The 21083-nt window shown below is 66.8% G+C and carries 22 protein-coding genes; 13 read left to right on the top strand and 9 right to left on the bottom strand.

Annotated elements, in window-relative coordinates; translation table 11 throughout:
- Nucleotides 1-40: 40 nt before the first annotated feature.
- Nucleotides 41-2821: a YegP family protein gene (locus tag MXA07_RS09320; protein WP_247728332.1), complete on the bottom strand. Its 2781-nt coding sequence runs from the start codon at nt 2819-2821 to the stop codon at nt 41-43.
- 264 nt (nt 2822-3085) lie between these two features.
- Nucleotides 3086-3913 (bottom strand): pantoate kinase, encoded by an 828-nt coding sequence (locus MXA07_RS09325; RefSeq protein ID WP_247728333.1) that lies wholly within the window; start codon nt 3911-3913, stop codon nt 3086-3088.
- 383 nt (nt 3914-4296) lie between these two features.
- On the opposite strand from MXA07_RS09325, the gene MXA07_RS09330 reads away from it, so the two are divergent.
- Complete coding sequence (locus tag MXA07_RS09330) at nt 4297-6756, top strand: methyl-accepting chemotaxis protein (protein ID WP_247728334.1); 2460 nt, start codon at nt 4297-4299, stop codon at nt 6754-6756.
- A gap of 119 nt (nt 6757-6875) precedes the next feature.
- Nucleotides 6876-7550, top strand: a complete 675-nt coding sequence (locus MXA07_RS09335) for a DNA methyltransferase (protein WP_247728335.1) — start codon at nt 6876-6878, stop codon at nt 7548-7550.
- Between the two features lie 179 nt (nt 7551-7729).
- Here the strand turns inward: MXA07_RS09335 and aspS are convergent, their stop codons facing one another.
- The 4 genes from aspS to dcd form a co-directional block, all read right to left on the bottom strand.
- Nucleotides 7730-9034, bottom strand: coding sequence for an aspartate--tRNA(Asn) ligase (gene aspS, locus MXA07_RS09340; RefSeq protein ID WP_247728336.1), 1305 nt, complete (start codon nt 9032-9034; stop codon nt 7730-7732).
- A 68-nt stretch (nt 9035-9102) separates the two neighbouring features.
- The gene (locus MXA07_RS09345; RefSeq protein WP_247728337.1) at nt 9103-9801 is read right to left on the bottom strand and encodes a class I SAM-dependent methyltransferase; all 699 of its coding nucleotides are present in this window, start codon (nt 9799-9801) and stop codon (nt 9103-9105) included.
- A 67-nt stretch (nt 9802-9868) separates the two neighbouring features.
- Nucleotides 9869-10783, bottom strand: a complete 915-nt coding sequence (locus tag MXA07_RS09350; RefSeq protein ID WP_247728338.1) for a thiamine-phosphate synthase family protein — start codon at nt 10781-10783, stop codon at nt 9869-9871.
- Nucleotides 10784-10910: 127 nt separating this feature from the next.
- Entirely contained in the window at nt 10911-11510 is a 600-nt protein-coding gene (gene dcd, locus MXA07_RS09355) for a dCTP deaminase (RefSeq protein ID WP_247728339.1), read from the bottom strand.
- Between the two features lie 143 nt (nt 11511-11653).
- Here dcd and pth2 point away from each other — a divergent pair, with 143 nt between their 5' ends.
- The 10 genes from pth2 (at nt 11654) to MXA07_RS18185 (ending at nt 17225) form a co-directional block, all read left to right on the top strand.
- The gene (gene pth2, locus MXA07_RS09360; RefSeq protein WP_247728340.1) at nt 11654-11992 is read left to right on the top strand and encodes a peptidyl-tRNA hydrolase Pth2; all 339 of its coding nucleotides are present in this window, start codon (nt 11654-11656) and stop codon (nt 11990-11992) included.
- Nucleotides 11993-12087: 95 nt separating this feature from the next.
- Nucleotides 12088-12765: an alpha/beta hydrolase gene (locus tag MXA07_RS09365; RefSeq protein WP_247728341.1), complete on the top strand. Its 678-nt coding sequence runs from the start codon at nt 12088-12090 to the stop codon at nt 12763-12765.
- 120 nt (nt 12766-12885) lie between these two features.
- On the top strand, nt 12886-14295 hold the full coding sequence (gene truD, locus MXA07_RS09370) for a tRNA pseudouridine(13) synthase TruD (RefSeq protein WP_247728342.1): 1410 nt from the start codon (nt 12886-12888) through the stop codon (nt 14293-14295).
- A 50-nt stretch (nt 14296-14345) separates the two neighbouring features.
- Complete coding sequence (locus MXA07_RS09375; RefSeq protein WP_247728343.1) at nt 14346-15071, top strand: DUF2103 domain-containing protein; 726 nt, start codon at nt 14346-14348, stop codon at nt 15069-15071.
- Between the two features lie 380 nt (nt 15072-15451).
- The gene (locus MXA07_RS09380; protein WP_247728344.1) at nt 15452-15727 is read left to right on the top strand and encodes an eL43 family ribosomal protein; all 276 of its coding nucleotides are present in this window, start codon (nt 15452-15454) and stop codon (nt 15725-15727) included.
- 6 nt (nt 15728-15733) lie between these two features.
- Entirely contained in the window at nt 15734-15868 is a 135-nt protein-coding gene (locus MXA07_RS09385; RefSeq protein WP_247728345.1) for a DNA-directed RNA polymerase subunit P, read from the top strand.
- Nucleotides 15865-16140: a KEOPS complex subunit Pcc1 gene (locus MXA07_RS09390; RefSeq protein ID WP_247728346.1), complete on the top strand. Its 276-nt coding sequence runs from the start codon at nt 15865-15867 to the stop codon at nt 16138-16140. Before MXA07_RS09385 ends, MXA07_RS09390 begins: the two co-directional genes overlap by 4 nt.
- A gap of 167 nt (nt 16141-16307) precedes the next feature.
- Entirely contained in the window at nt 16308-16703 is a 396-nt protein-coding gene (locus tag MXA07_RS09395) for a prefoldin subunit beta (RefSeq protein ID WP_247728347.1), read from the top strand.
- Nucleotides 16703-17011, top strand: a complete 309-nt coding sequence (locus MXA07_RS09400; protein WP_247728348.1) for a DUF3194 domain-containing protein — start codon at nt 16703-16705, stop codon at nt 17009-17011. Before MXA07_RS09395 ends, MXA07_RS09400 begins: the two co-directional genes overlap by 1 nt.
- Nucleotides 17012-17090: 79 nt before the next feature.
- Complete coding sequence (locus tag MXA07_RS18185; RefSeq protein ID WP_282102516.1) at nt 17091-17225, top strand: hypothetical protein; 135 nt, start codon at nt 17091-17093, stop codon at nt 17223-17225.
- Nucleotides 17226-17413: 188 nt separating this feature from the next.
- Here the strand turns inward: MXA07_RS18185 and MXA07_RS09405 are convergent, their stop codons facing one another.
- From MXA07_RS09405 to pan1, 3 genes are all read right to left on the bottom strand, one after another.
- Nucleotides 17414-18139, bottom strand: coding sequence for a hypothetical protein (locus tag MXA07_RS09405; RefSeq protein WP_247728349.1), 726 nt, complete (start codon nt 18137-18139; stop codon nt 17414-17416).
- A gap of 436 nt (nt 18140-18575) precedes the next feature.
- Complete coding sequence (locus tag MXA07_RS09410) at nt 18576-19133, bottom strand: GMP synthase subunit A (protein WP_247728350.1); 558 nt, start codon at nt 19131-19133, stop codon at nt 18576-18578.
- A 229-nt stretch (nt 19134-19362) separates the two neighbouring features.
- A complete protein-coding gene (pan1, locus tag MXA07_RS09415; RefSeq protein ID WP_247728351.1) occupies nt 19363-20577 on the bottom strand; it encodes a proteasome-activating nucleotidase Pan1 in 1215 nt (404 codons plus the stop codon).
- 135 nt (nt 20578-20712) lie between these two features.
- Here pan1 and MXA07_RS09420 point away from each other — a divergent pair, with 135 nt between their 5' ends.
- Nucleotides 20713-20982, top strand: a complete 270-nt coding sequence (locus MXA07_RS09420) for a MarR family transcriptional regulator (RefSeq protein ID WP_247728352.1) — start codon at nt 20713-20715, stop codon at nt 20980-20982.
- The last annotated feature ends 101 nt before the right edge of the window (nt 20983-21083 follow it).

Genomic DNA, 21083 nt, shown 5'->3' on the forward strand with positions numbered 1-21083 from the left:
GCGTTCGGCCTAAAAAAGTGACGCGTTTCGCGCGGCGCGCTCACTCGGTGAACTCGATCCAGCCGTCGGGGGCGTGGACCTTGACCGCGGTCATGGCCTCGCGGGCGTCGGTGCGGTGCTGGTAGGACTTCGTGCTCTCGGACATGGTCTCGCCGTGCTCGTCGACCAGTCGCCAGACCCAGCCGTCGCCGCTGTCGTGGAGCTCGAACGAGACCCCGTCGATCTCGAGGATGCTCGCGCTGGGGATGAGGTCGCGCGTGTCCTCGATCGAGGAACGTGCGCCGTCGGTGGTCTCGAACAGCTCGGCACACTCCGCGACGACGGCCCCGTTCTCGTCGATGAGGCGCCAGCTCCAGCCCGACTCGCGGGAGACCAGTTCGTAGGAGGCGACGTCGAAGTCGACGCGACCGGCCAGCGGGGCGAGGTGTCGCAACTCGTCGATGAGCTCGGTCGCCGTCTCCCGACTCTCTGCGGTGATACCGGAGCGCCCGAGGACCGTCCGGTCGCTGTCGATCAGTTCCCAGGACCAGCCCGAGCCGTTGGTGAGCCGGATCACCGCGTCCTCGATCTGGAAGATCGGCGCCTCGCTGGCCGCCGACGTGAGTTCGTCGACCGCCTCGTGGACCGCGTCGCGGTCGTCGTAGGTGTCCGCCCCGGTCGCCACCGGCGTCCGGTCGCGGTCGAGCAGTCGGAATCGCCAGGCGTCGCTGCCGTAGATCTGGACGAACACGTCGCCGATGCGGGAGCGACCGGCGCTCGAGGCCACCGCCCGGATCCGTTCGATCTCCGATTCGATCTGATCCCTGGTCGAGGCGGCCTCCTCGTTCTCGGCCACGACGGTCCCGTCGGGGAGCACGAACCGCCAGTTCCAGTCGTCGCCGGAGACGTACGTCTGGAACGCGGCGGCTTCCATCGTCCGGCTCTCCGTGTCGAGGTTCTCGACGAGCTGGTCCATCGCCTGGCGCGCGGCGCCGCGGGTCGGGTGCGAGCCCGGGTCCTCCGCGATCAGCTTGCCGCCGTCGTCGATGAGTCGCCAGCCCCAGTCGCCGTCGTCGACGAACAGTTCGAACGCGGCGGTCTCGATCTCGAGGAGCTCCGCGTTGGGCGCCTGTTCTTTCAGCGTCATCATCGCCTCCGCCGCTTCGCTCTTCGACCCGTGTTCGGCCCCGCTGTCGGCCAGGACGTTGCCGTCCTCGTCGATCAGCCGCCAGCGCCATTCGCCCTGGTCGGCCTCGTAGACCTGGAAGGCCGACTGTTCGAACTCGATGAGGTCGGCCTCGTCGGCCTGTTCGCGCATCCGCTCGATCGCGGCCTGGGCGGCGTCGGCCGACTGGTGGGGTTCCGTGCTCGCGGCGATCACCGAGCGATCCTCGGTGACGAGTCGCCAGCGCCAGTCCTCGCCGATCCGGTAGCGCTCGTATCGCGCCCCGTCGATCTCGAAGACGTCCGCGTCCTCGACGTTCTCGGCGAAGCGATCCGTCGTCTCCTCGATCTCCTGGTACGTGCCGGCCGTGTTCGGATTTCTGGCGACGACTCGTTCGTTCCGGCCGACGAGTCGCCAGCGCCACTCGTGGCCCGCGGTGAACAGTTCGTACGTCGGTTCGCCGGCGACGGTGACGGCGGCCTCCTCCAGGGCCGGCAACAACGCTTCGACCGCCGCCTCTGCATCGCGACGCGAATCGTAAGCGTCTTCCGCCGTCGCGAGTTCGACGTCGTCCGTATCGACGACGCGCCAGGTCCACCCCTCGTGCGTGTCGAGCAATTCGATCCCGACTTCGTCCATCGAGAGCAACCCGGCGTCCTCGAAGTCCTCGACGAACGACGACGCGCCCGCTTCGGCGTCGGCCTTGCTCCCGTAATCGGTCGGCGAGACGGCGAGGGCCCGCCGCTCGTCGTCGAGCAATTGCCAGTGCCAGCGATCGCGCTCCTCGTAGTAGTTGAACGCGGCGTCCTCGATCTCGATGACGTCGGCGACGGGCCCGCGATCCTTGAGGAAGCTCACGGCCTCCTCGGCGCCGTCCCTGTCCGCGAACGCGTCCCCGCAGCGCGCGACGACGCTCCCGTCCTCGCGGACGAGCGTCCACTGCCACTCGCCGTCGGCCGTCTCGTAGAGCCTGAACGCCGACGTGGTGAGTTCCATCAGGCCGGCCGACCCGATCTCGGATTTGACCGCCTCGATGTCCGCCTCGGCGTCGGGCCGCGTGAGCGATCCCTCCATGCTCGCGGCCAGCGCCTCGAGGTGGAGGATGCGCCACTGCCAGTCGCCGTCCTCGTCCCTGAACGCGGCGAACTGGGCGCCGTCGAGGGCGTCGCCGGTCAGCACCGGCGGATCCTCGGTGGCGCCTTCCTCCGCCACGTACTTGCCCTTCTGGCCGGTGATCGCCGGGATCAGGGCGGTGATGCCGGCCAGAACGGCGATCCCGGCGGCGTAGGTCGTGATCACTGGGATGGTGTAGTCGCCGCCGTACATGCGCCAGTCGTCGGGGTAGACGATGCCGAACGACGAGACGCCGGCGAACGCGATAAGCATCCCCAGCACGCTCGCCTGTATTCCCCGTTTCCGGACGGGTAGCATCAGGACGATCCCGAACAGACAGAGCGTCAGCGCGATCATCCCGAGAATGCCGGCGACCTTGATGTAATCAGTCTCCATCGCGCCGCCGCCGTACATGACCAGAAACGCCACCAGGCCGACGAACGCGATGAGGCAGCCGAGAATGAAGACCCAGTAGCCGTAGACGTCCTTGCTCGATTCCGGTTCGCCGACGTAGTGTTCGTAGAGTCGGTACAGCGTATCGTTGAAATTCCCGGGTGATGCCATTGGAAGTCGAACGGATAACTCCAATGAAGCTTAATAAATTATTGGCTATGTATCGATGTAAGAACAGGATCGCCGACCGATCTGGGTCTGCTTGAACGCCCGCTCGAACCGGCCGACGGGAGCGCGACCGGGAGCCCGTCGCCGACCGATCGCCCGGTTGGCGACGATCGACGACGGCCGGTCGCGAACGGCCGGTCGAGGTCGAGCCGGGGAGGGGAAGTGTCGTCGAATCGATAGACCGCTCGCCGGGTCAGACCGGCTCGGTTACTTCAGCATCGCGCCCGCCGGGTGCGTGGTGCACGCGGCAGCGTCGTATCCGGCGTCCGAGAGTCCCGACCCCAGCGCGAAGACGGTGTTTCCGAGCATCGCCATCGCCGCCTGCCCGTCGGCCTCCGAGACCGCCCGGATCGCTTCTTCGACCGGTTCGCTCAGGAGGCCGGCCTCGCGGGCGAAGTGGCGTGAGGCGTACAGTAACGACCCGAGCGTGGGTTCCTCCACGATCCGGGAGAGGGCGATTCGGCCCGCTTCGTCCAGTGAACCCGTATCGCCCGCCAGCACGTCTTCCGTGGATCGCTCCCCGAACGAGCAATATTCGATGCGCGCGCGTTGGGGGACGCTATCGAGCGCGCCGTGGGGCGGCGCGCCGGGTTCCAGCCGGATCGGCACGCCGCCGCGGGCCTGCGCAACGACGTCGCCGAGCCCCGTTCCGGCCTGCACTTCTGCGCCGTGGGCGATCGTCACCAGTTCGTTCGTGGACAGCCGCCGGTCGAACGCGCCGTTGGCCGCGAGCGCCGTTCCGAGCGCAAGCGCCCCGGAGACCCCGAAACCGGCGCCCACGGGCAGATCGGACTCGGCCTCGACGCGCGCCGTCGCTCGCAGGGCGTCGAGGACCGTCCTGACGGGTTCGACGTCGATCGGCTGCCCGTTCAGCGAAATCGACGTTTCCGATGCGCGAGTGACCGTCGTCGTCACCCCGTCGGTGAGCGTCAGTCCGGCCCCGCGCGACCCGGCTCTGGTGGGATCGTCGTCCGGGTGCGTGCTGAAGAAGCCGGTGATGTGTCCGGGGACGAACGCGGTGCGCGCTGCGGGCATTGGGGCGCACTTTCCGCGGGAGGGGCATAACGGTGTATATTCTCCGTCCGATCGAGCGGCGATCCCATCGCGGTCGACCACGCCGAACGTGCCATCAGCTCGCCGAACGCGCACTCGAGGGCGTCGGTCGGTGGCACCGTCGTCGGTCCGTCGAACCTGCCGCGGTCCGTGCGCACCATCGCACGACTCGATCGACCGATCACCCGCCAGGTCGTCCACCGCCCGTCCGTATCATTCGCACGCTCGCTACCGATTTCCACCCGGTCGAATCGGGTGTTCGTGTCGGTACGGCGTCCAGAAGGATATATTTACTCTGTAATTTGCGTGGATATATCGGTCGAATCCTATATTTATCCCGCATCGTAATGGGTGAACGACCTCGCATGGGTGTCCTCGACGTCTCACCACTGGCCGGCATTCGGAGTCGATTCACTGTCAAACTCGTCCTGTTATTACTGATCGTCGGCATCCTCGTCGGCGGTATCGGGGGGTTGATCTACGTACAGACCGGTGATGCTCTCGAAGACGACACGGAACGAAACCTCCAACAGACCGCGCAGTTGCAGGCCGAGACGATCTACGAGGGCGTGGCCGCGAACCAACGCCAGACGGCCCTCATCGCCCAGAGCAGCGCCGTCAGGAGCGGCGACCCGGAGACGATCCGCTCGTTCTTCGACCAGCAACTCGATACGATGGACGATTCGGTCGCCGCCATCCACCTCGTCGACAGGCAGGGCGGGGTGATCTCGGTGAGCACGGCAGACGGGATCGACCGCGACGTCTCGGGTGAGCCGTGGATGCAACTGGACTATCAGCCCCGACGACCGCAGATGATCGGCCCGTTCGAGGACGAAGCCCTCGACACCACCGCCGGCGCGATCACGATGGACCTCGACGAGAACACCCGCATCGTCGTCCTGCTCGACATGGTCGCGCTCTCCGAACGTCTCAACGACGTTACCGACGAGGATGCGGCGAACCTCCACGTCATCACGGAGGAAGGGATCGTCGTCATGAGCGGCGATTCGGGACGGATCGGCAAGGTCGACGAACAGCACCTCGCGAGCGACGACTTCGCACAGGCCGCCGGCTACGTCGAGATGGATCTGGGCGAGGAGCCGATCCGGACCGACGAGGGGTACGCCGCCTTCGCCGATCGCGAGGACGCCGAACGCGTGTCGCGCAACCGGGGGCTGGGTGGGACCGTCCACGAGGTCGAGGGCGACGATGGGACGACCTACTACGCGCCGGGGAGTTCCCCGAGCGCGTACCGGGACAGCCTGGAAGCGATCAACCCCCTCTTGCTCTCGGCTGATACCGTCGACTGGAGCGGCACGGACGGCGTCATGTCGATGGGGTACGCCAGGGTTCCCGGGGCGGACTGGTACGTCATGGCACACGAGGAGCGATCCGAGGCCTTCGCGCTCCAATCCACCGTCTCGCGGTCGGTCCTCGGATTGATCCTCGTGTCGGTCCTCGGGCTCGGACTGATCGGTGTCGTGGTCGGTCGGAACACCAGTCGGTCGCTGCGCGACCTCGCCGAGCGCGCGGCGGAGCTCGAGTCCGGCAATCTCGACGCCGAACTCGAAACCCGCCGTCGCGACGAGATCGGCCAGCTCTACCACGCGTTCGACACCATGCGCGACTCGCTGAAGGACTCGCTCGAGGCCGTCGAGGACGAACGCGAGCGCGCCGAAGCGCGCGGCGAAGAGCTGGCCCAGCTCGCAGATCACCTCCAGACGAAAGCCGAATCCTTCAGCGAGGTGATGGCCGCGGCGGCAGCGGGCGACCTCACCGCCCGCCTCGACGAAACCAGCGAGAACGACGCGATGGAGGAGATCGCCGCGGAGTACAACGAGATGATGCGCGAGATCGAGGCGACGACGGTCGAACTCAAGCGCTTCGCCGACGAGGTCGCCAGCCACAGCGAGGAGGTGACCGCGAGCACCGAGGAGGTGCAGTCGGCCAGCCAGCGCGTCACGGAGTCGGTCCAGGGCATCTCGACGCGGACCGACGAGCAACACGGGACGTTCGGCACCGTCCTCGACCGCATGGAGGGCCTCTCCGCGACGACCGAGGAGATCGCCTCGCTGGCGTCCGAGGTGTCGGAGATCGCCGAACGGACCGCGACCGCCGGCGACGAGGGACGCGACGCGGCGGCCGACGCCGTCAGCGCGCTGAACGCGATCGACGACGACGCCGAATCCGCGGTCGCGGAGATCGAACAGCTCCAGTCGCAGATCGTCGAGATCGAGGCGATCACCGACTCCATCCAGCAGGTCGCAAAGCAGACCAACATGCTCGCGCTCAACGCCAACATCGAGGCCTCGCGCAGCGGTGCGGGCGACGAGGGCTTCTCGGCGGTCGCCGAGGAAGTCAAGGAACTGGCCACTGACGTTCAGGACTCCGCCGCAGAAATCGACGAACTGGTCGAGGAGATCGGCGCCCAGACCGACCGAACCGCGGACGAGGTCCGGCGCACGCGCGAGGAGGTGGCCCGCAACGCCGACGCCGTCGCGGACGCGATCGACGCGCTCGACGAGATCGCGGACCACGCCGATGACACTCGCGACGGCACGCGCGAGATCAGCGCCGCGAGCCAGCAGCAGACCGCCGCGATCGAGAACGTAATCGAACTCGTCGACGAGGCCGAGGCGCTGAGCGAACAGGTGGCCGACGAGGCGGCGACGGCCGCCGCCGCGGCCGAAGAGCAGACGACGGCGATCTCGCAGGTGACCGAGAGCGCGAGCGAACTCGCCGGCCGCGCCGGCACGCTACAGGAACGGCTCGACGAGTTCGAGACGAGCGCGCCCGAGACGACGCCGGCACCAGCCGAGGACTGACCCTCGACGCGGGCTCCCCCTGCCGCGGCTTCGTCGCGACCGGACCGTCGCTGGCCCCGGGGACTCGGCACTGGCTGCGGACCAGAACGATATTGGTCGATCGGTGACACGGCCCATCCATGCCGACGTATCACCGGTTCGAGTACGCTCACCGGACGCCGTCGCCCGAGGCGCTCGACCACGACCTGCGGACGCCCGACGCGCTCGTGGACCACTATCTCGAATCGTACTCGGAGCCGGACGACCGCGTCCTCGACGTCTTCGCGGGGTTCGGAACCACGCTCCGCGCGGCCGAACGACTTGACCGGATCCCCTACGGCATCGAGTACGAACCCGATCGCGTGGCTTCCGCCCGAGAACGGATCGACAGCCCTGAGAACGTCCATCGCGGCGATGCCCTCTCGTTCGACTACTCGCAACTCCCGGCCTGTGATCTCTGTTTCACCTCGCCGCCGTTCATGGAGCGGTCGGACGAACGCAACCCGTTCGAGAATTACGCTGGCGAAAGTTCCTACGACGAGTACCTCGACGACGTGGAGACGGTCTTCACTCGACTCGACCCCGCCCTGATCCCTGGCGCCCACGTGGTAATCGACATTGCGAACATGACCCACGACGGCGCCGTGACCCCGCTCGCCTGGGACGTGGCCGATCGGGTCTCGAACGTCTTTCACTTTCTCGGCGAGGACGTCATCACCTGGGAACCCGGTACGGACGAGTACGACCGCGACGGCCACTTCGGGTACGGTTACGACCACTCGTACGTCCTCGTCTTTCGGAAACAGGCCGAGTAGCGCCGCATCGTCCTCGCACCGCGACCAACTGGCGACCCCGCGGGAATACCGTCGCACCTTCGGGCCGTCGAACTCCCTCTCGACGAATGCGTTGTCGCCGCTCGGTCGTTACGCTCCCACTGGCATACCGGAGGGCGCTCCCGTTGGTCGCGCCTCGCTAGCTCCCGGAGGCTTCGCCCTTACGGGCTCAGTCTCTGGCGATCTCGCGGGAAGAGGACCGCTTCGCGGATGTTGTCGAGGTCGAGCAGCGTCATGATGAGGCGCTCGCCGCCGAGGCCGAAGCCGGCGTGCGGTGGCATGCCGTACTTGAACATCTTCGTGTAGTACTCGAACTGGTCGGGGTCGAGGCCCTGCTGTTCGAAGCCGGCGACGAGCTCGTCGTAGCGGTGTTCGCGCTGGCCGCCCGAGACGAGCTCCATGCGCGGGTGCATCAGGTCGAAGCCGGTCGAGAGCGACTCGTCGTCCGCGTGATCCATGATGTAGAACGGCTTGATCTCGCTGGGCCAGTCGGTGACGAAGTAGTGGCCGCCGACGTCGTCCCCGAGGGCCTTCTCGCCCTCCGTGGGGAGGTCGTCACCCCAGACGAGCTGCTCGTCGAGTTCCCCCGTCGCGTTGATGCGTTCGATGGCCTCCTCGTAGGAGAGACGGGGGAAGCCCTCGTCGGGAACCTCGAACGTCTCGGCGAGGCCGAGCGTCTCGAGTTCATCCGCACACTCCTCGGCGACGGCCTCGTAGGCCGCGGTGACGGCTTCCTCCGCGACGTCCATCGCGTCGTGGTGATCGCAGAACGCGCCCTCGAAGTCGATCGAGGTCGCCTCGTTGAGGTGTCGCGGCGTGTTGTGCTCCTCCGCGCGGAAGATCGGCCCGATCTCGAAGACCCGCTCGACGTTCGAGCCGGCGATCAGCTGCTTGAACAGCTGGGGCGACTGGTTCATGAAGGCCTCCTCGCCGAAGTAGGTGATCGGGAACAGCTCCGTCCCGCCCTCGGTGCCGGTCGCGACGATCTTCGGCGTCGTGATCTCGGTCGCCCGAAGCTCGCGGAATCGATCGCGAACGGCCTCGAGGACCGTCGCCCGAATCTCGAAGATCGCCTGCACCTCGGGTTTCCGGAGGTCGAGCGTCCGGTTGTCGAGTCGAGTCGAGAGTTCGGCGTCGACCTTGCCGGACGGGTCGAGCGGGAGCTCAGGATCGGCCTCGGCGACCACGTCGACCGACTCGGGGACGATCTCGACGCCCGTCGGCGCGCGCGGTTCCTCGTCGACCTCGCCGGTGACCGAGACGACGCTCTCTCGAGCGACCCCGAGGCCCGTCTCGACGAGGTCATCGGGCATGTCGTCCTTCTCGAACTTGATCTGGATGCGTCCGGACGTGTCCCGGAGGATCAGGAAGGCGATCCCGCCGAGGTCGCGGATCTCGTGGACCCAGCCGGCGACCGTGACCGTCTCGCCGGGCTCGGCGTCTGCCGTGTAGGTGCGATCGTCCATGCCCGCAGGTTGTCCGACCCGCGACTTAAACGCCGTTATTTTCGCCGATTCCCCTGGCGGGGCGGAGATCAGTCGATCACGCCGCCGGTGAGGCGAACGACGCCGAAGTGCGAGTCCGCCCGGACGGTCGCGCTCGCGTTCGATCGGAGACGGTCGTGGGCCTGTCGAACGCGCCGATCGAGTCGCGCGCGCTGGTCAGTTTCGTACCGAAGCTGCGCGGTCGGCGGCGTCGACAGACGAACGATCGCGTCGAAGAATGGATTCACCGCGGGTGCGTACCACCGCTCCGACGACGCGGCGTTCGCGAGGACGACCCGCCCGCCCGGTCGAACGAGGTCGCACCACCGATCGACGGCCGCTGCCGGGTCCGAGAGCATTCCGACGACGAACGTCGCGACGACGGCGTCGACCGACCCGTCGGGAACCGGGGGCCGCGTCGCGTCGCCGCGGACCAGGTGGACGGTCTCCCGTTGTCCGACGACTCGCTCCGCCCGATCGAGCACGCCGCGCGCGACGTCGATTCCGACGACCGTCCCGCGTTCACCGACAGCCGACTGCAAGTAGGGGAGGTTCGCACCCGTCCCGCAACCGAGTTCGACCACCGTCTCGCCCGCCTCGAGTCGACACGCGTCCGCGACGCGTTCGCGCACGCCGCCGATGCCCGGCGTGGATCTGGAAATGACGTCGTAGAGACGGGCCCACCGGTCGTAGAAGGACCGGGCTGGGGTCGCGCCGTCGGGCCGGTCGGTGGACGAGGGATGGTCCATCGGGGTAGTGAGACGGATCGATCGTGTTTAGCTAGGGGAGATCGGAACGGTAGTCATGTCCGTCGATTCAGGGGCCGTGAACTGACGACGCCAGCGTGCGAAGCGAGTCGGCGACCGTTTCGGGATCTGGGCCGAGTACGTACGTGATGGGCTCGATTCCCTCGCCGCCGGTCTGATAGAGCACGGTGGCGTCTGGGTTCGCCGCGACGGCCCGACCCGCGTTTTTCTCCATGTCGCCGCTCTCGTCGAACTCGGCGAGTTCGTGGCCCGCGTCCGCGAGCGCGTCCTGGATCGCGTCGTCGTATCGGACGTTGGCCGCCGCTCGCGCGTCGCTGCCGTTCGCGCGGGCGGCCAGCAGGATGGAGGCGACGTGTTCGGAGACGCCGAACTCCGGGTCCGCCGGGATCGTCGCCTGGCCCTTGACGTCGACGATGCGACCGGGCACGCCCGCCACGTCGTCGATCCCGGACGCGTCGGGCGTACACGCCACGAGATTCGATCCGACAGCCGGTATCAGTCCGGCGAACCCGCTCGCGTTCTCGAGGAGGTGGAGGCCCCGGCGAAGCGACGATCGGACGCGTTCGCTCGTCCTGAGTTCGTTCTCCGGATCGTGCACCCGGAAGGACGGGTAGTTCGCCAGCTCCGGTTCGGCCTCCTCGTGCATCCGCGCGAGGAGGTCGCTTCCCCCTTCGAGTTCGCGGATGAGCACCTCGAGTTCGACGAGCGCCTGCACGGGCGTGAGCTCGTCGTCGGCGAGCCCGTCGGCGAGGTCGGCGATCACCTCCGCGACGCGGTCGTCCGCGGCGACCGTCTCGTTGATCCGCACGTCGCCGTGGGCGTACTTCGAGACGGCGCTCTGGCTGATGCCGAGCAGCGTCGCGACCTCCCGCTGCGTGAGTCCGCGATCGCGCAACTCGGCGGCGAGCAGCGACCGGACCGTCGGGAGGAACTCCTCGACGACGATCTCCTCGATAAACCTCATCGACTGGCCTCCGCTACGCCGCCCGAGGAAATAACTCTACGGTCGTTCGAACCCGTCCGACCGTTTCCTCGACAGTGCGCCCGGGGGCCACCCGGTCGAACCCGCCTCCGGCCGCTGGCGAGAGCGATCATTCGGTGGGGCGCTGATCGCCGCCGAACTCGTGATCGCCGCCGATCCGCGACGCCTGCGGGCCGGACTGGTCCTGGTACTTCGAGCCGCGGGCCGCGCCGTAGGGGCGCTCGGCCGGCGACGTGAGTTCGGTGAACGTCAGCTGCGAGACCCGCATCCCCGGCGTCAGGGCGACCGGTGCCGTCCCGAGATTCGAGAGTTCGAGGGTTATCTGGCCGCGGTACCCGGGATCGCACAGCCCGGCGGTGGCGTGGACCACCACGGCGAGCCGGCCGAGCGAGGATCGCCCCTCGACGTGAGCGATCAGGTCCGGCGGGATCTCCACGCGCTCGTGGGTCGTCCCGAGGACGAAATCGCCGGGGTGGAGGATGAAGTCCTCGTCCGGTTCGACGACCGTCTCGGTGAGGTAGTCGTCGACCTCGCCTTCGGCGCTCGGGTGAATACAGGGGATGTTCGTCCGGCTGAACTCGAGGAATTCGTTTCCCAGCCGGAGGTCGACGCTCGCGGGCTGGATCTGCAACTCCGGATCGTCGAGCGGTTCGACGACGAGATCGCCCGATTCGAGGCGATCGAGGATGTCCGCGTCCGAGAGGATCATGATCGGTGACTCGCGCGCCGCCAGTTAATACGTACGGGTTCGAGGTGGCTGGTCGGCCGGTCCGCAAACTGGTGCAGTCCACGGAATCACCGTGACCGCCCGCGGATCGTGGCCCCTATAGCGCCCGCCCGCGAGTATCCGGCATGAAGCAGGCCATCGTCGCCCGGACCGACGTCGGGATGGGGACCGGAAAGCTCGCCGCGCAGGTCGCCCACGCCTCCCTCTCGGCCTACGAGAAAGCGGACGAACGGGATCGGCGCGCCTGGAAGACCGGCGGCCAGAAGAAGATCGTGCTCAAGGGCTCCGGCGAGCGGGAACTGCACGAACTCGCGTCGATCGCGGACCGAGAGGGTCTGGCGAACGCCATCATCCGGGACGCCGGCCACACGCAACTGGAACCCGGGACAGTCACCGCACTCGCGGTCGGTCCAGGGCCCGAGGACGCCGTCGACCGAGTGACGGGCGACCTCTCGCTGTTCTGACCGTCGCTGTCGGAGACCGCTCGAACCGATCGAGTCGGGCGACGGTCGTTCGCCGGGACGCGAAGCGATTTGGGCGACGACCTCGTGGGTGGCCTATGCCCAGTCAGTCGAGCGGTTCCGGTCGAGCTGGTGACGATCCACACGCCGGGACCGACGTCGAGCGAGCGGGACCGTCGCTATCGGACGCGTCCGCGGCCGTGATCCTCGTTCACGGTCGCGGCGCGCGTGCGACCGGAATGCTCGGACTCGCCGACGAGATCGGGCGCGACGACGTCGCCTACCTCGCGCCCCAGGCCCATCGCGGCACCTGGTACCCCCAGTCGTTCATGGCGCCGATCGAGGCGAACCAACCCCACCTCGGCTCGGCGCTGTCGAAACTCGACGCCCAGCTCGAGACCGTCACGGACGCTGGCGTTCCGCTCGAGCGGACGATCCTCGCGGGCTTCTCGCAGGGTGCGTGTCTCGCCAGCGAGTTCGCCGCCCGGAACGCGAGACGGTACGGTGGGCTCGTCGCCCTGAGCGGCGGATTGATCGGCCCCGAGGGAACCGACTTTTCGTACGACGGATCGATGGACGGGACGCCGGTGTTTCTGGGCTGTGGGGATCAGGACCCGCACATCCCCGTCGAACGCGTCGTGGAGACCGCCGACGCCTTCGATTCGCTCGACGCCTCGGTCGAGAAACGGATCTACGAGGGGATGAGCCACGGGATCATCGAGGACGAGATGGACTTCGTCCGCGACCTCGTCGGGTCCGTCGCGAGCGACGACTAACTGCTTCGGTGTGGTGTCAGCGCCGACTACCCGTGGCCGGACCGAGCATCCGTCCACTCGGTCGCCCGCGACGAAGACGAACGCATTTATCCGTCCGTCGCCACCGTCCGGACAGTTCGAATGCGCCCCGCCCACCCGACCGAGCGGACCGTCGGCGTCGACTACTACGTCAGCGACGCCGACGGGACCGGCGGCCGACTCCGCGAACGGGACGAACACTTCCGCGTTCGCGAGCGCGAATCGTTCTCGGCGGAGCCCCTCGACGCCGACCCCTCGGCCTACCCGCACGTCGTCGTCCGCGCCACCCTGTCCGGCTGGGATACGAACGACTTCGCGGCCCGCCTCTCCGACGCGCTCGGCATCAGCCGCGAACGCGTCTCCTGGGCCGGGACGAAGGACAAACGGGCCGTGACGACCCAGCTCTTCACCGTCCGGGACGTCGATCCGTCCGATATCCCGTCGCTCTCCGCCGCCGACGTCGAGCTGGTCGGGCGGGCTGGCCGCGCGATCCAGTTCGGCGACCTGCTCGGCAACGAGTTCGAAATCGTCGTCTCCGAGCCGAACTCGCCGGAATCCGCTCGGACGGTCCGGGACGAACTCGCGGCGTTCGGCGGTCTCGGGAATTCCGCAACCGATCGCCGATCGGCCGACGCGAGGGATTCTGCCGGGGGTGACGATTCCGGCGCCGGTGACGATCCGACCACGATCGGCGTCCCCAACGTCTTCGGCCAGCAGCGATTCGGCAGCTACCGCCCGATCACCCACGAGGTCGGACTCGCGATCGTCGGGCGAGACTGGGAGGGAGCGGTGATGACGTATCTGGGTGACCCGCACGAGTCCGAGCCCGCGGAGACGCGCGAGGCCAGAAAGTTCGTCGCGGAGACGCGCGACTGGCAGGGCGCGCTCGATCGATTTCCCGGGCACCTCCGGTACGAACGCTCGCTGTTGCACGCGCTTGCGGAATCGGGCGGTCCCGCGGACGAATCGACGTACCGGGACGCCCTCGATCGGTTCCCCTCGAACCTCAGGCGGCTGTTCGTCCACGCGGCCCAGTCGTACGCGTTCAACCGGATTCTGAGCGAGCGCCTGGCCGCCGGACTGCCGTTCGATCGCCCCGTCGAGGGCGACGTGGCGTGTTTCGCCGACCGCGACGGGCCGGACGACCTCGCCGTACCGGACACCGATCGACAACAGCGCGTCTCCGGGCGACGCGTCGAGTCGATCGCGCGCCACTGCGAGCGCGGTCGGGCGTTCGTCACGGCCCCGCTCGTCGGCACCGAAACGGAACTCGGCGAGGGAGAACCCGGAGCGATCGAGCGGTCGGTCCTCGACGACCTGGGCCTGTCTCCGGGTGACTTCGACCTGCCTGGAGCGTATCACTCGAGCGGGACGCGACGGGCGATCCTCGTCCGAACGGAGCTTTCGCTCGATCACGACCCGCTCACCCTCTCGTTCTCGCTGCCGAGCGGCTCGTACGCGACCGTCGTCCTGCGCGAGTTCCTGAAGACCGATCCCGTCGACCTCGGCTAGGCCTCGACCCGAAGCGTGGCGGTTTTGAGTCGAGCCACCGTCGTTCCGGTATGGAGTGTCGGCACTGTGCCTCGCCGCTCGAGAAACCCGGCGACTACTGCCTGGTCTGTCGAACGCGCAACGCCGACACCGTCGTCCTCGACGCGGCCCGAGATCGAGCGACGATCACGATGCTCGCCGAGGCGGATCGAGCGGGGGAGACGACCGTGACGACCACCCCCGAATCCGAGGGCGATCGCGCCGTCGTCGAACTCCGGAACTTCGCGGGCCGCGTCGCCGACGAGATCCGGCGCAAGCGTCCCACCGAAATATACGCCACGGGCGAGCGGCCGGTGATCCGAGCGGTGCGATCGAAGCTACGCTACCCGTTCTACCGTGTCGACGACCCGGATCCGGTCGCCTACGTTCGCGACCGACGCGGCGAGGACGCCCTCGACGTGGTTGAGACGCCGCCCGCGGAGAAGATCGGCGGCAGTCACTCGACGCTCATCGGCGGTCGGTCGGGCGTGCGCGCGATCCAGACGGTCGCGGAACATCCCCACGTCAAGAAGGTGATCCCCGGGCCGATCGACGCCGGCGGCACCGGCTCCCAGTCCGGCCTCCGGGCGAAGGTCGCCAGGTCCGGTGACGGCGGAAACCTCCGACTGCTCCTGCGAGACGGGTCGAGCGTCCAGGAGAACCGCGTGGTGACGACGGCCTGGGACAGAGACACCGGCGAGCGGGTTCGCGAGGCCCTGAACGAGGCGCTCGTCGACGCCGACATGCGGGAGGCCTGAAACCGGGACACGTCGATGTCGGCGGCCCGCTGGGTCGCTCCTCGACAGTTCCGGGTGAGGCCTCGCGTTCGGCGTCCTGACGGTCACGGGTCGATCGATCAGCGTTATCCGGACCGGCGTGGAAGCCGCTGGCGTGGTCGATCGTTCGGACGCGGTGTTGATCGCCGTGGCGGCGTTCGTCCTCGCCGGCGTGTTCGCCGGGGAGGTCGCCGCGCGAATCGAACCCGCGACGGTGTCACCTGCAGTTCCGCGGACCGCCGGGTCCGTCGCCGCACTGGGGGTGATCGGGTGGGAATGCGCCGTCTGGCAGTGGCGCGACCGAACCCCGCCGGTCGCGACTCAACAGGTTTATTGGTGGGGTGGGGATAGGTACGGATACTATGGCCGAGCAAACGAGGGGAACGATCGGCAGCGCCGGACGCTTCGGCGCCCGGTACGGCCGGGTCGCCCGCCGACGCGTCTCGGAGATCGAGTCGGATATGGAACACGCCACCGTCGACGGCGACGACGTCACCCGCGTCGGCACCGGCATCTGGAAGAACGAGGAAACGGGCGATACGTTCACCGGCGGGGCCTACCGTCCGACGACGCCCGCCGGCAAGACGGTCACGCGCTCTATCCGCGCAGCACTCTCCGAAGACGCGGACGACGAGTAACACACGATGGCATACAAGTGCTCTCGCTGCAAGCGCGACGTCACGCTCGACGAGTACGGCGGCGTCCGCTGCCCGTACTGCGGCCACCGCGTGCTGCTGAAAGAGCGCAGCCGCGACGTCAAGGAAGTCGACGTCGAGTGACGACCGCCGCCCACGCGACGACGCTTTCGTTTTCCTACCCCTCGACGCGACGAGCGACTCGCGTCGCGACGAGCGTCCGTCCGGAGATCGGCGATATCGACGACGACCGGTCCCGGACGCGGCTCGAGCGTCACGGCGATACGGTCGAGATTCGGATCGAGGCGAGCGACCTGACGGCATTGCGGGCGGCGCTCAACACCTGGTTGACCCTCGTCGACGTCGCCGAGCGGGCGATCGAGGGCGGGCAGTCAGACGCCGAACGTGCGTCGTGAGGCGAGCGGCGTCGGTCCCCGACCTGTTCTACCACCGATCGTCGACAGCTGATCCGGTCGCTCGGACCGAGGTGATAACCGGCGCGTCCGTCGAGCGATTCGGACGAGGCGGCCCGGTTTCGGATTCAAAGCTTGGGTTTATCAGTCCGGGAACCGTCCGCTCGACTATGCAGGGTAATTTGCCACCAGAGGCCCAGGAGAAAATCGAGGAGCTGCAGGGACTGCAGGAGACGGCCCAGACCGTCGCCGTCCAGAAGCAGGAGGCCGAATCCGGCCTGCAGCAGGCCGAGATGGCCCTCGACGAACTCGACGAGGTCGACGACGATACGACGATGTACCGCCAGATCGGCGACCTCTTCGTCGAAACTGAGTACGACGAAGCCGCCGAGGACCTCGAAGAGAAGGTCTCGAACCTCGAGGTCCGACTCGAAACCCTCGAAAAGCAGGAGGAACGCGTCCAGCAGCAGTTCGAGTCCCTCCAGGACGAACTCGAAGGGATGCTCGGTGGCGGCGCGATGGGCGGTCCGGCCGGCCCCGGCGGCCCCGGTGCGGGCGGCGCGTAATGCCACCCGAGGAGTCCGACCCGGCGCGGCAGTCGTCGCCGGCCGACGGCAATGACGAGACCGAGTGGCCGGACGACGAGACCGTGGTCGAAACGGCCTCGGACGCGGCCGAGGGACTCGTGTTCGACCGATACAAACAGTCTGAGGTTCGCGACCTCGACGTGACTGTCACGTTCGAGGGCGGTCGACTCGAGGTCGACGTCTACCTCCACGCACCCGAGTCGACGGTCGATCCCGAACGGGTCGCCGACGACGCCGCGCTCGCGGCGCAGACTGCGGTCGACGAACTCTTCGAGGACCGATCGTAGGCTTCGAGGATCGGTCGGCATCGCAGCGGGGTCCGTCGTCCTCCGGTACGTTTATTGCTCACACCGAGAAGCCAGTAGCATGGCCCTCGAAGGAGATCAGTTCGACCACCCCGCCTGGCTCGCCGGACTCGGGACCGTCGTCGGCTACGGCCTCATCCTCGCCCTTCTGACGGTGCTCCTCTTCCTCGTGCCGTACGCTATCTTCATGGCGTAGTGGCCGTCTGTTCGCATTCTGCCGGCCGAATAGTGGGTATCGATCGGATTCGCCTGCCTCCCCATCCCGTCTTTAGCGTAGCGTGGGTTCAATCTGACTGTGGCGTCGTAGCCGTCGGAGCTCAACTACCAGATCCGATACCGTTCTCCGACGGCCTGTGAGAGACGTCGCGCGATTTCTTCACTGGACTAGAGGTCTTCGGCATCACCATTCGGATTTTCGGCGAGCCATTCCTCAAATTCCTCCTCGTAGGCCTCCAACTCAGCTTTGAGCCGGGTATACTCCTCACGGGCGGTCTCCGGATCGAAATCGTTGGCGAGCGTTTTCAGTCGGTACTTGATCCCTTTGAGACAGGAGTCAGTCTCGTCGTACCAGTCGTAGCCACACTGGATCATCGTGTAATGGTGAAGGCTCCAGAACCCGACCCCGGTGTGGTTCGCCTCGGATTGTTCAGCGACGGCTGGAAGGGTGTCGCCGAATTCACTGAGATACGCGAGGGAGAACTGGGCTGCCAGCGGTAGCAGCCGATATTGCCAGTCTCCGCCTTCCTCACCTTTTCTCGCCTTCTGTTCTTCGAGCACGCTACCGTACTCCTCATCGAGCTCCCACCCGCCGCCTCGCAACGCGTCCGAACTCTCGTACCGATGCAGTTCCCACGAGTCGAGTCCGTCGAAGTTCCGCCAGCAGTCCTCCTCGGTTTCGATGAGGTCCTCCGGATTTCCGTCGAACACCAGGAAGACGCGGCCTCCGTCCTGTCCAAAGTACTCGTTGAACTGGCCGTATCGCCAGAACCAGCCGGTTTCGAAGAAATCACTCGCTTCGAAGCGGTCCCACGCCGCCGCGAGGTACGTTCGTAAAAACCGCCGTTCAGCATCGATCGAATCCAATTCGAAGTCGATATGCGCACCCGCCATACCAGCTCTGCGCCCACAATGGCCTAAAACCCCAGGAAGTGTCCCTCAACGCCCTCCGTACGCCAGTTCTATCGGAATGGAGGACGATCTACCCGTCGGTGGCGTGACGTACTCCCCTACGAGATTTGAATAATCAGCGGATGCTCACACCCCGGTTGCGTAACGATAGCGAGCATCTATCGGACGATCGCTCGTCACTGGTCTCTCATATGGTCGTCTTTCATCAGCCGCTCCAGCAGCGGCGGTGGCGATAGCCGAGGCACTCGCCGAGTTCCTGACGAATCATGCCAGCGTGGGGTCGTTGGTTCGCCCAGCCGTCGCCACCGAACCCTTCTCGAAACGAGTTTTCGGAACGCTGCCGCTGTCAGGCGGTTCTTCTCACCGCTAACGATGGTTGGCCACCCCGTACAGACGCTAATACCGCTCGACCTGAAACTCAGGTCGACTCGCAGACGTCCCGGAAGTTCTCGAAGACGACGTCGCCGGCCTCGGTGTGGGCCACTTCGGGGTGCCACTGGACGCCGTACAGATTCCGGTCGGTGTCGCTCATCGCCTCGACGCCGCAGACGTCGCTCGTCGCGGTGCGTTCGAATCCGTCCGGGACGGTCGTCACCTCGTCCGCGTGACTCGCCCAGACGCGGGTTTCCGGGGCGAGCGAGCCGATCAGCGGGTCCGTCTCGTCGAGCACGTCGACCGTCACGTCGGCGTAGCCGCCGTAGTCGCCGCTTCCCACGGCGCCGCCCGGCAGGTGTTCGGCCATGAGCTGCATGCCGAGACAGATCCCGAGGACGGGCACGTCCGCCTCGAGGTAGGCCGGGCTCTCGCCGATATCGTTCATGTCCGGACCGCCCGAGAGCACGACGCCGTCGGCGTCGACCGCGGACGGCGGGGTATCGTTGTCGACGAGGTCCGTCTCGATGCCGAGGTCTCGAAGCGCCCGCCGCTCGAGGTGAGTGAACTGGCCGTGGTTGTCGACGACCACGATCTTCGTCATGCGTGGGTCCTACCGAGCGGGTGAACAAAAGGAGTCCGGAATGCAGACCGCAGAATCCGACCAGTCCTTCGGACGGGCCGACCAGACGGTCGGTGGTCGAGCCGTCGTTCGACCGGCGGATCGATCCCCGGTACGGGTCGGCCGAGAGTCCCCTTCGCCGTCGGACTGTACTCCGTATCACGTCGTTCGAGAGGAACTGCTGCGCGGCGTGGACGACGGTCCGGGTGGATCAGGCGAACGTCTTCGAGACGTCGCCCGCTTCGTCGGATTCGGCGCTGACCTTCTCCCAGGCGTCGTAGAAGTCCTCGGTTGTGATCTCGGTGCGGTCGTCGCGGATCGCGAACATGCCCGCCTCGGTGCAGATCGCCTTCACGTCGGCGCCGGAGGCGTCGTCGGTCTCGCGCGCGAGCGCCTCGAAGTCGACATCGTCGGCGACGTTCATGTCGCGCGTGTGGATCTCGAAGATGAGCTCGCGACCCGCTTCGTCGGGCTTTGGCACCTCGATGAGGCGGTCGAATCGGCCGGGGCGCAGTATTGCGCGGTCGAGCATGTCGAAGCGGTTGGTCGCGGCGATGATGCGGATATCGCCGCGCTCCTCGAAGCCGTCCATCTCCGAGAGTAGTTGCATCATCGTCCGCTGGACCTCGGCGTCGCCGGAGGTCTTGGACTCGGTGCGTTTCGCGGCGATGGCGTCGATCTCGTCGATGAAGAGGACGGCCGGTTCGTGCTCGCGGGCGACGTCGAAGAGGTCGCGAACGAGCTTCGCGCCCTCGCCGATGAACTTGTGGACGAGTTCGGAGCCGGCCATCTTGATGAAGGTGGCGTCGGTCTTGTTCGCGACGGCCTTCGCGAGCATCGTCTTGCCGGTCCCGGGCGGGCCGTACAGCAGGACGCCCGATGGCGGGTCGATCCCCACGTCGTCGAACATCTCCGGCCGATCGAGGGGCATCTCCACGGTCTCGCGAACCTCCTGGAGCTGGTCTTCGAGTCCGCCGATGTCCTCGTAGCCGACGTCGGGGCTCTCGGTGACCTCCATCACGCGAGCGCGGACGTCGGTCTCGCTGGAGAGCGACTTGACGATCGACAGCGAGTTGTTGACCGCGACGCGGTCGTCGGGCGTCAGGTCCTCGCGCATCTCCTCGGTCACTTCGGTGAGCGCTTCCTGGTTGTTTCCGTGCTGTTTGATGATGACGCCGTCGTCCGAGATCTCCTGGACGGTGGCGACGAACAGCGGGGACTGCTTGAGTTTCTTGTTCTCGTGCGAGAGCCGTTCGAGCTTCTGCTGGTACTTGTTGTTCTCGGCGTTGGCGTCGAGTAATTTATCCCGCATCTCCTCGTTCTGGGACTCGACGACCTCGAGACGCTCTTCCAGCGCCCGTATTTTCTCCTGCTGGGACGTTTCGTCCTCGTAGGGAAGCTCAACGTCGTCCACGGTATCGGTCATCACCCCCTCGTAGGTGGCTGCTTCATAAGAGGCTTCGGGTCACCACGACGGTCGCCCGAACCCGCGAGGGGAATAACTGATAGGAATATATCTGAACAGAAAATATTATTAGGCCGTATCCGAATGGGTACGGTGATGAGCGCTTCAGAGGCAATTCAGGGCGACACCGATCCCGGCGGAAGCTGGGACGACGTTCGCGACCTGCCGCCGAGTGCGAAACTGGTGGCGAAGGTCCTCGAGTACAACGACACGCTGTCACAGCAACAACTGGCGGAGGAGACGCTGCTGCCCGCCCGGACGGTCCGCTACGCGATCAGCCGACTCGACGACGCCGACGTGATCGAATCGCGCTTCTCGTTCACCGACGCCCGCAAACGCGTCTACCGTCTCGATATCGACTCCTAATCGGAGGTCGATCCCTCGGTCGAGACGAGAACTCCTGCATCGAAACCGTCGGCTGCTGGTCGGGACGAACTGTCCGTGTTGCACTCCCGCGGTCGTTTCGA

The organism is Halovivax limisalsi, assembly GCF_023093535.1.
GTDB classification, from domain to species: domain Archaea; phylum Halobacteriota; class Halobacteria; order Halobacteriales; family Natrialbaceae; genus Halovivax; species Halovivax limisalsi.

Bases quoted from the DNA above. Each gene is read 5' to 3' on its own strand.
- MXA07_RS09320 (WP_247728332.1), bottom strand. From the start codon at position 2,821: ATGGCATCACCCGGGAATTTCAACGATACGCTGTACCGACTCTACGAA.
- MXA07_RS09325 (WP_247728333.1), bottom strand. From the start codon at position 3,913: ATGCCCGCAGCGCGCACCGCGTTCGTCCCCGGACACATCACCGGCTTC.
- MXA07_RS09330 (WP_247728334.1), top strand. From the start codon at position 4,297: ATGGGTGTCCTCGACGTCTCACCACTGGCCGGCATTCGGAGTCGATTC.
- MXA07_RS09335 (WP_247728335.1), top strand. From the start codon at position 6,876: ATGCCGACGTATCACCGGTTCGAGTACGCTCACCGGACGCCGTCGCCC.
- aspS (WP_247728336.1), bottom strand. From the start codon at position 9,034: ATGGACGATCGCACCTACACGGCAGACGCCGAGCCCGGCGAGACGGTC.
- MXA07_RS09345 (WP_247728337.1), bottom strand. From the start codon at position 9,801: ATGGACCATCCCTCGTCCACCGACCGGCCCGACGGCGCGACCCCAGCC.
- MXA07_RS09350 (WP_247728338.1), bottom strand. From the start codon at position 10,783: ATGAGGTTTATCGAGGAGATCGTCGTCGAGGAGTTCCTCCCGACGGTC.
- dcd (WP_247728339.1), bottom strand. From the start codon at position 11,510: ATGATCCTCTCGGACGCGGACATCCTCGATCGCCTCGAATCGGGCGAT.
- pth2 (WP_247728340.1), top strand. From the start codon at position 11,654: ATGAAGCAGGCCATCGTCGCCCGGACCGACGTCGGGATGGGGACCGGA.
- MXA07_RS09365 (WP_247728341.1), top strand. From the start codon at position 12,088: ATGCCCAGTCAGTCGAGCGGTTCCGGTCGAGCTGGTGACGATCCACAC.
- truD (WP_247728342.1), top strand. From the start codon at position 12,886: ATGCGCCCCGCCCACCCGACCGAGCGGACCGTCGGCGTCGACTACTAC.
- MXA07_RS09375 (WP_247728343.1), top strand. From the start codon at position 14,346: ATGGAGTGTCGGCACTGTGCCTCGCCGCTCGAGAAACCCGGCGACTAC.
- MXA07_RS09380 (WP_247728344.1), top strand. From the start codon at position 15,452: ATGGCCGAGCAAACGAGGGGAACGATCGGCAGCGCCGGACGCTTCGGC.
- MXA07_RS09385 (WP_247728345.1), top strand. From the start codon at position 15,734: ATGGCATACAAGTGCTCTCGCTGCAAGCGCGACGTCACGCTCGACGAG.
- MXA07_RS09395 (WP_247728347.1), top strand. From the start codon at position 16,308: ATGCAGGGTAATTTGCCACCAGAGGCCCAGGAGAAAATCGAGGAGCTG.
- MXA07_RS09400 (WP_247728348.1), top strand. From the start codon at position 16,703: ATGCCACCCGAGGAGTCCGACCCGGCGCGGCAGTCGTCGCCGGCCGAC.
- MXA07_RS18185 (WP_282102516.1), top strand. From the start codon at position 17,091: ATGGCCCTCGAAGGAGATCAGTTCGACCACCCCGCCTGGCTCGCCGGA.
- MXA07_RS09405 (WP_247728349.1), bottom strand. From the start codon at position 18,139: ATGGCGGGTGCGCATATCGACTTCGAATTGGATTCGATCGATGCTGAA.
- MXA07_RS09410 (WP_247728350.1), bottom strand. From the start codon at position 19,133: ATGACGAAGATCGTGGTCGTCGACAACCACGGCCAGTTCACTCACCTC.
- pan1 (WP_247728351.1), bottom strand. From the start codon at position 20,577: ATGACCGATACCGTGGACGACGTTGAGCTTCCCTACGAGGACGAAACG.
- MXA07_RS09420 (WP_247728352.1), top strand. From the start codon at position 20,713: ATGAGCGCTTCAGAGGCAATTCAGGGCGACACCGATCCCGGCGGAAGC.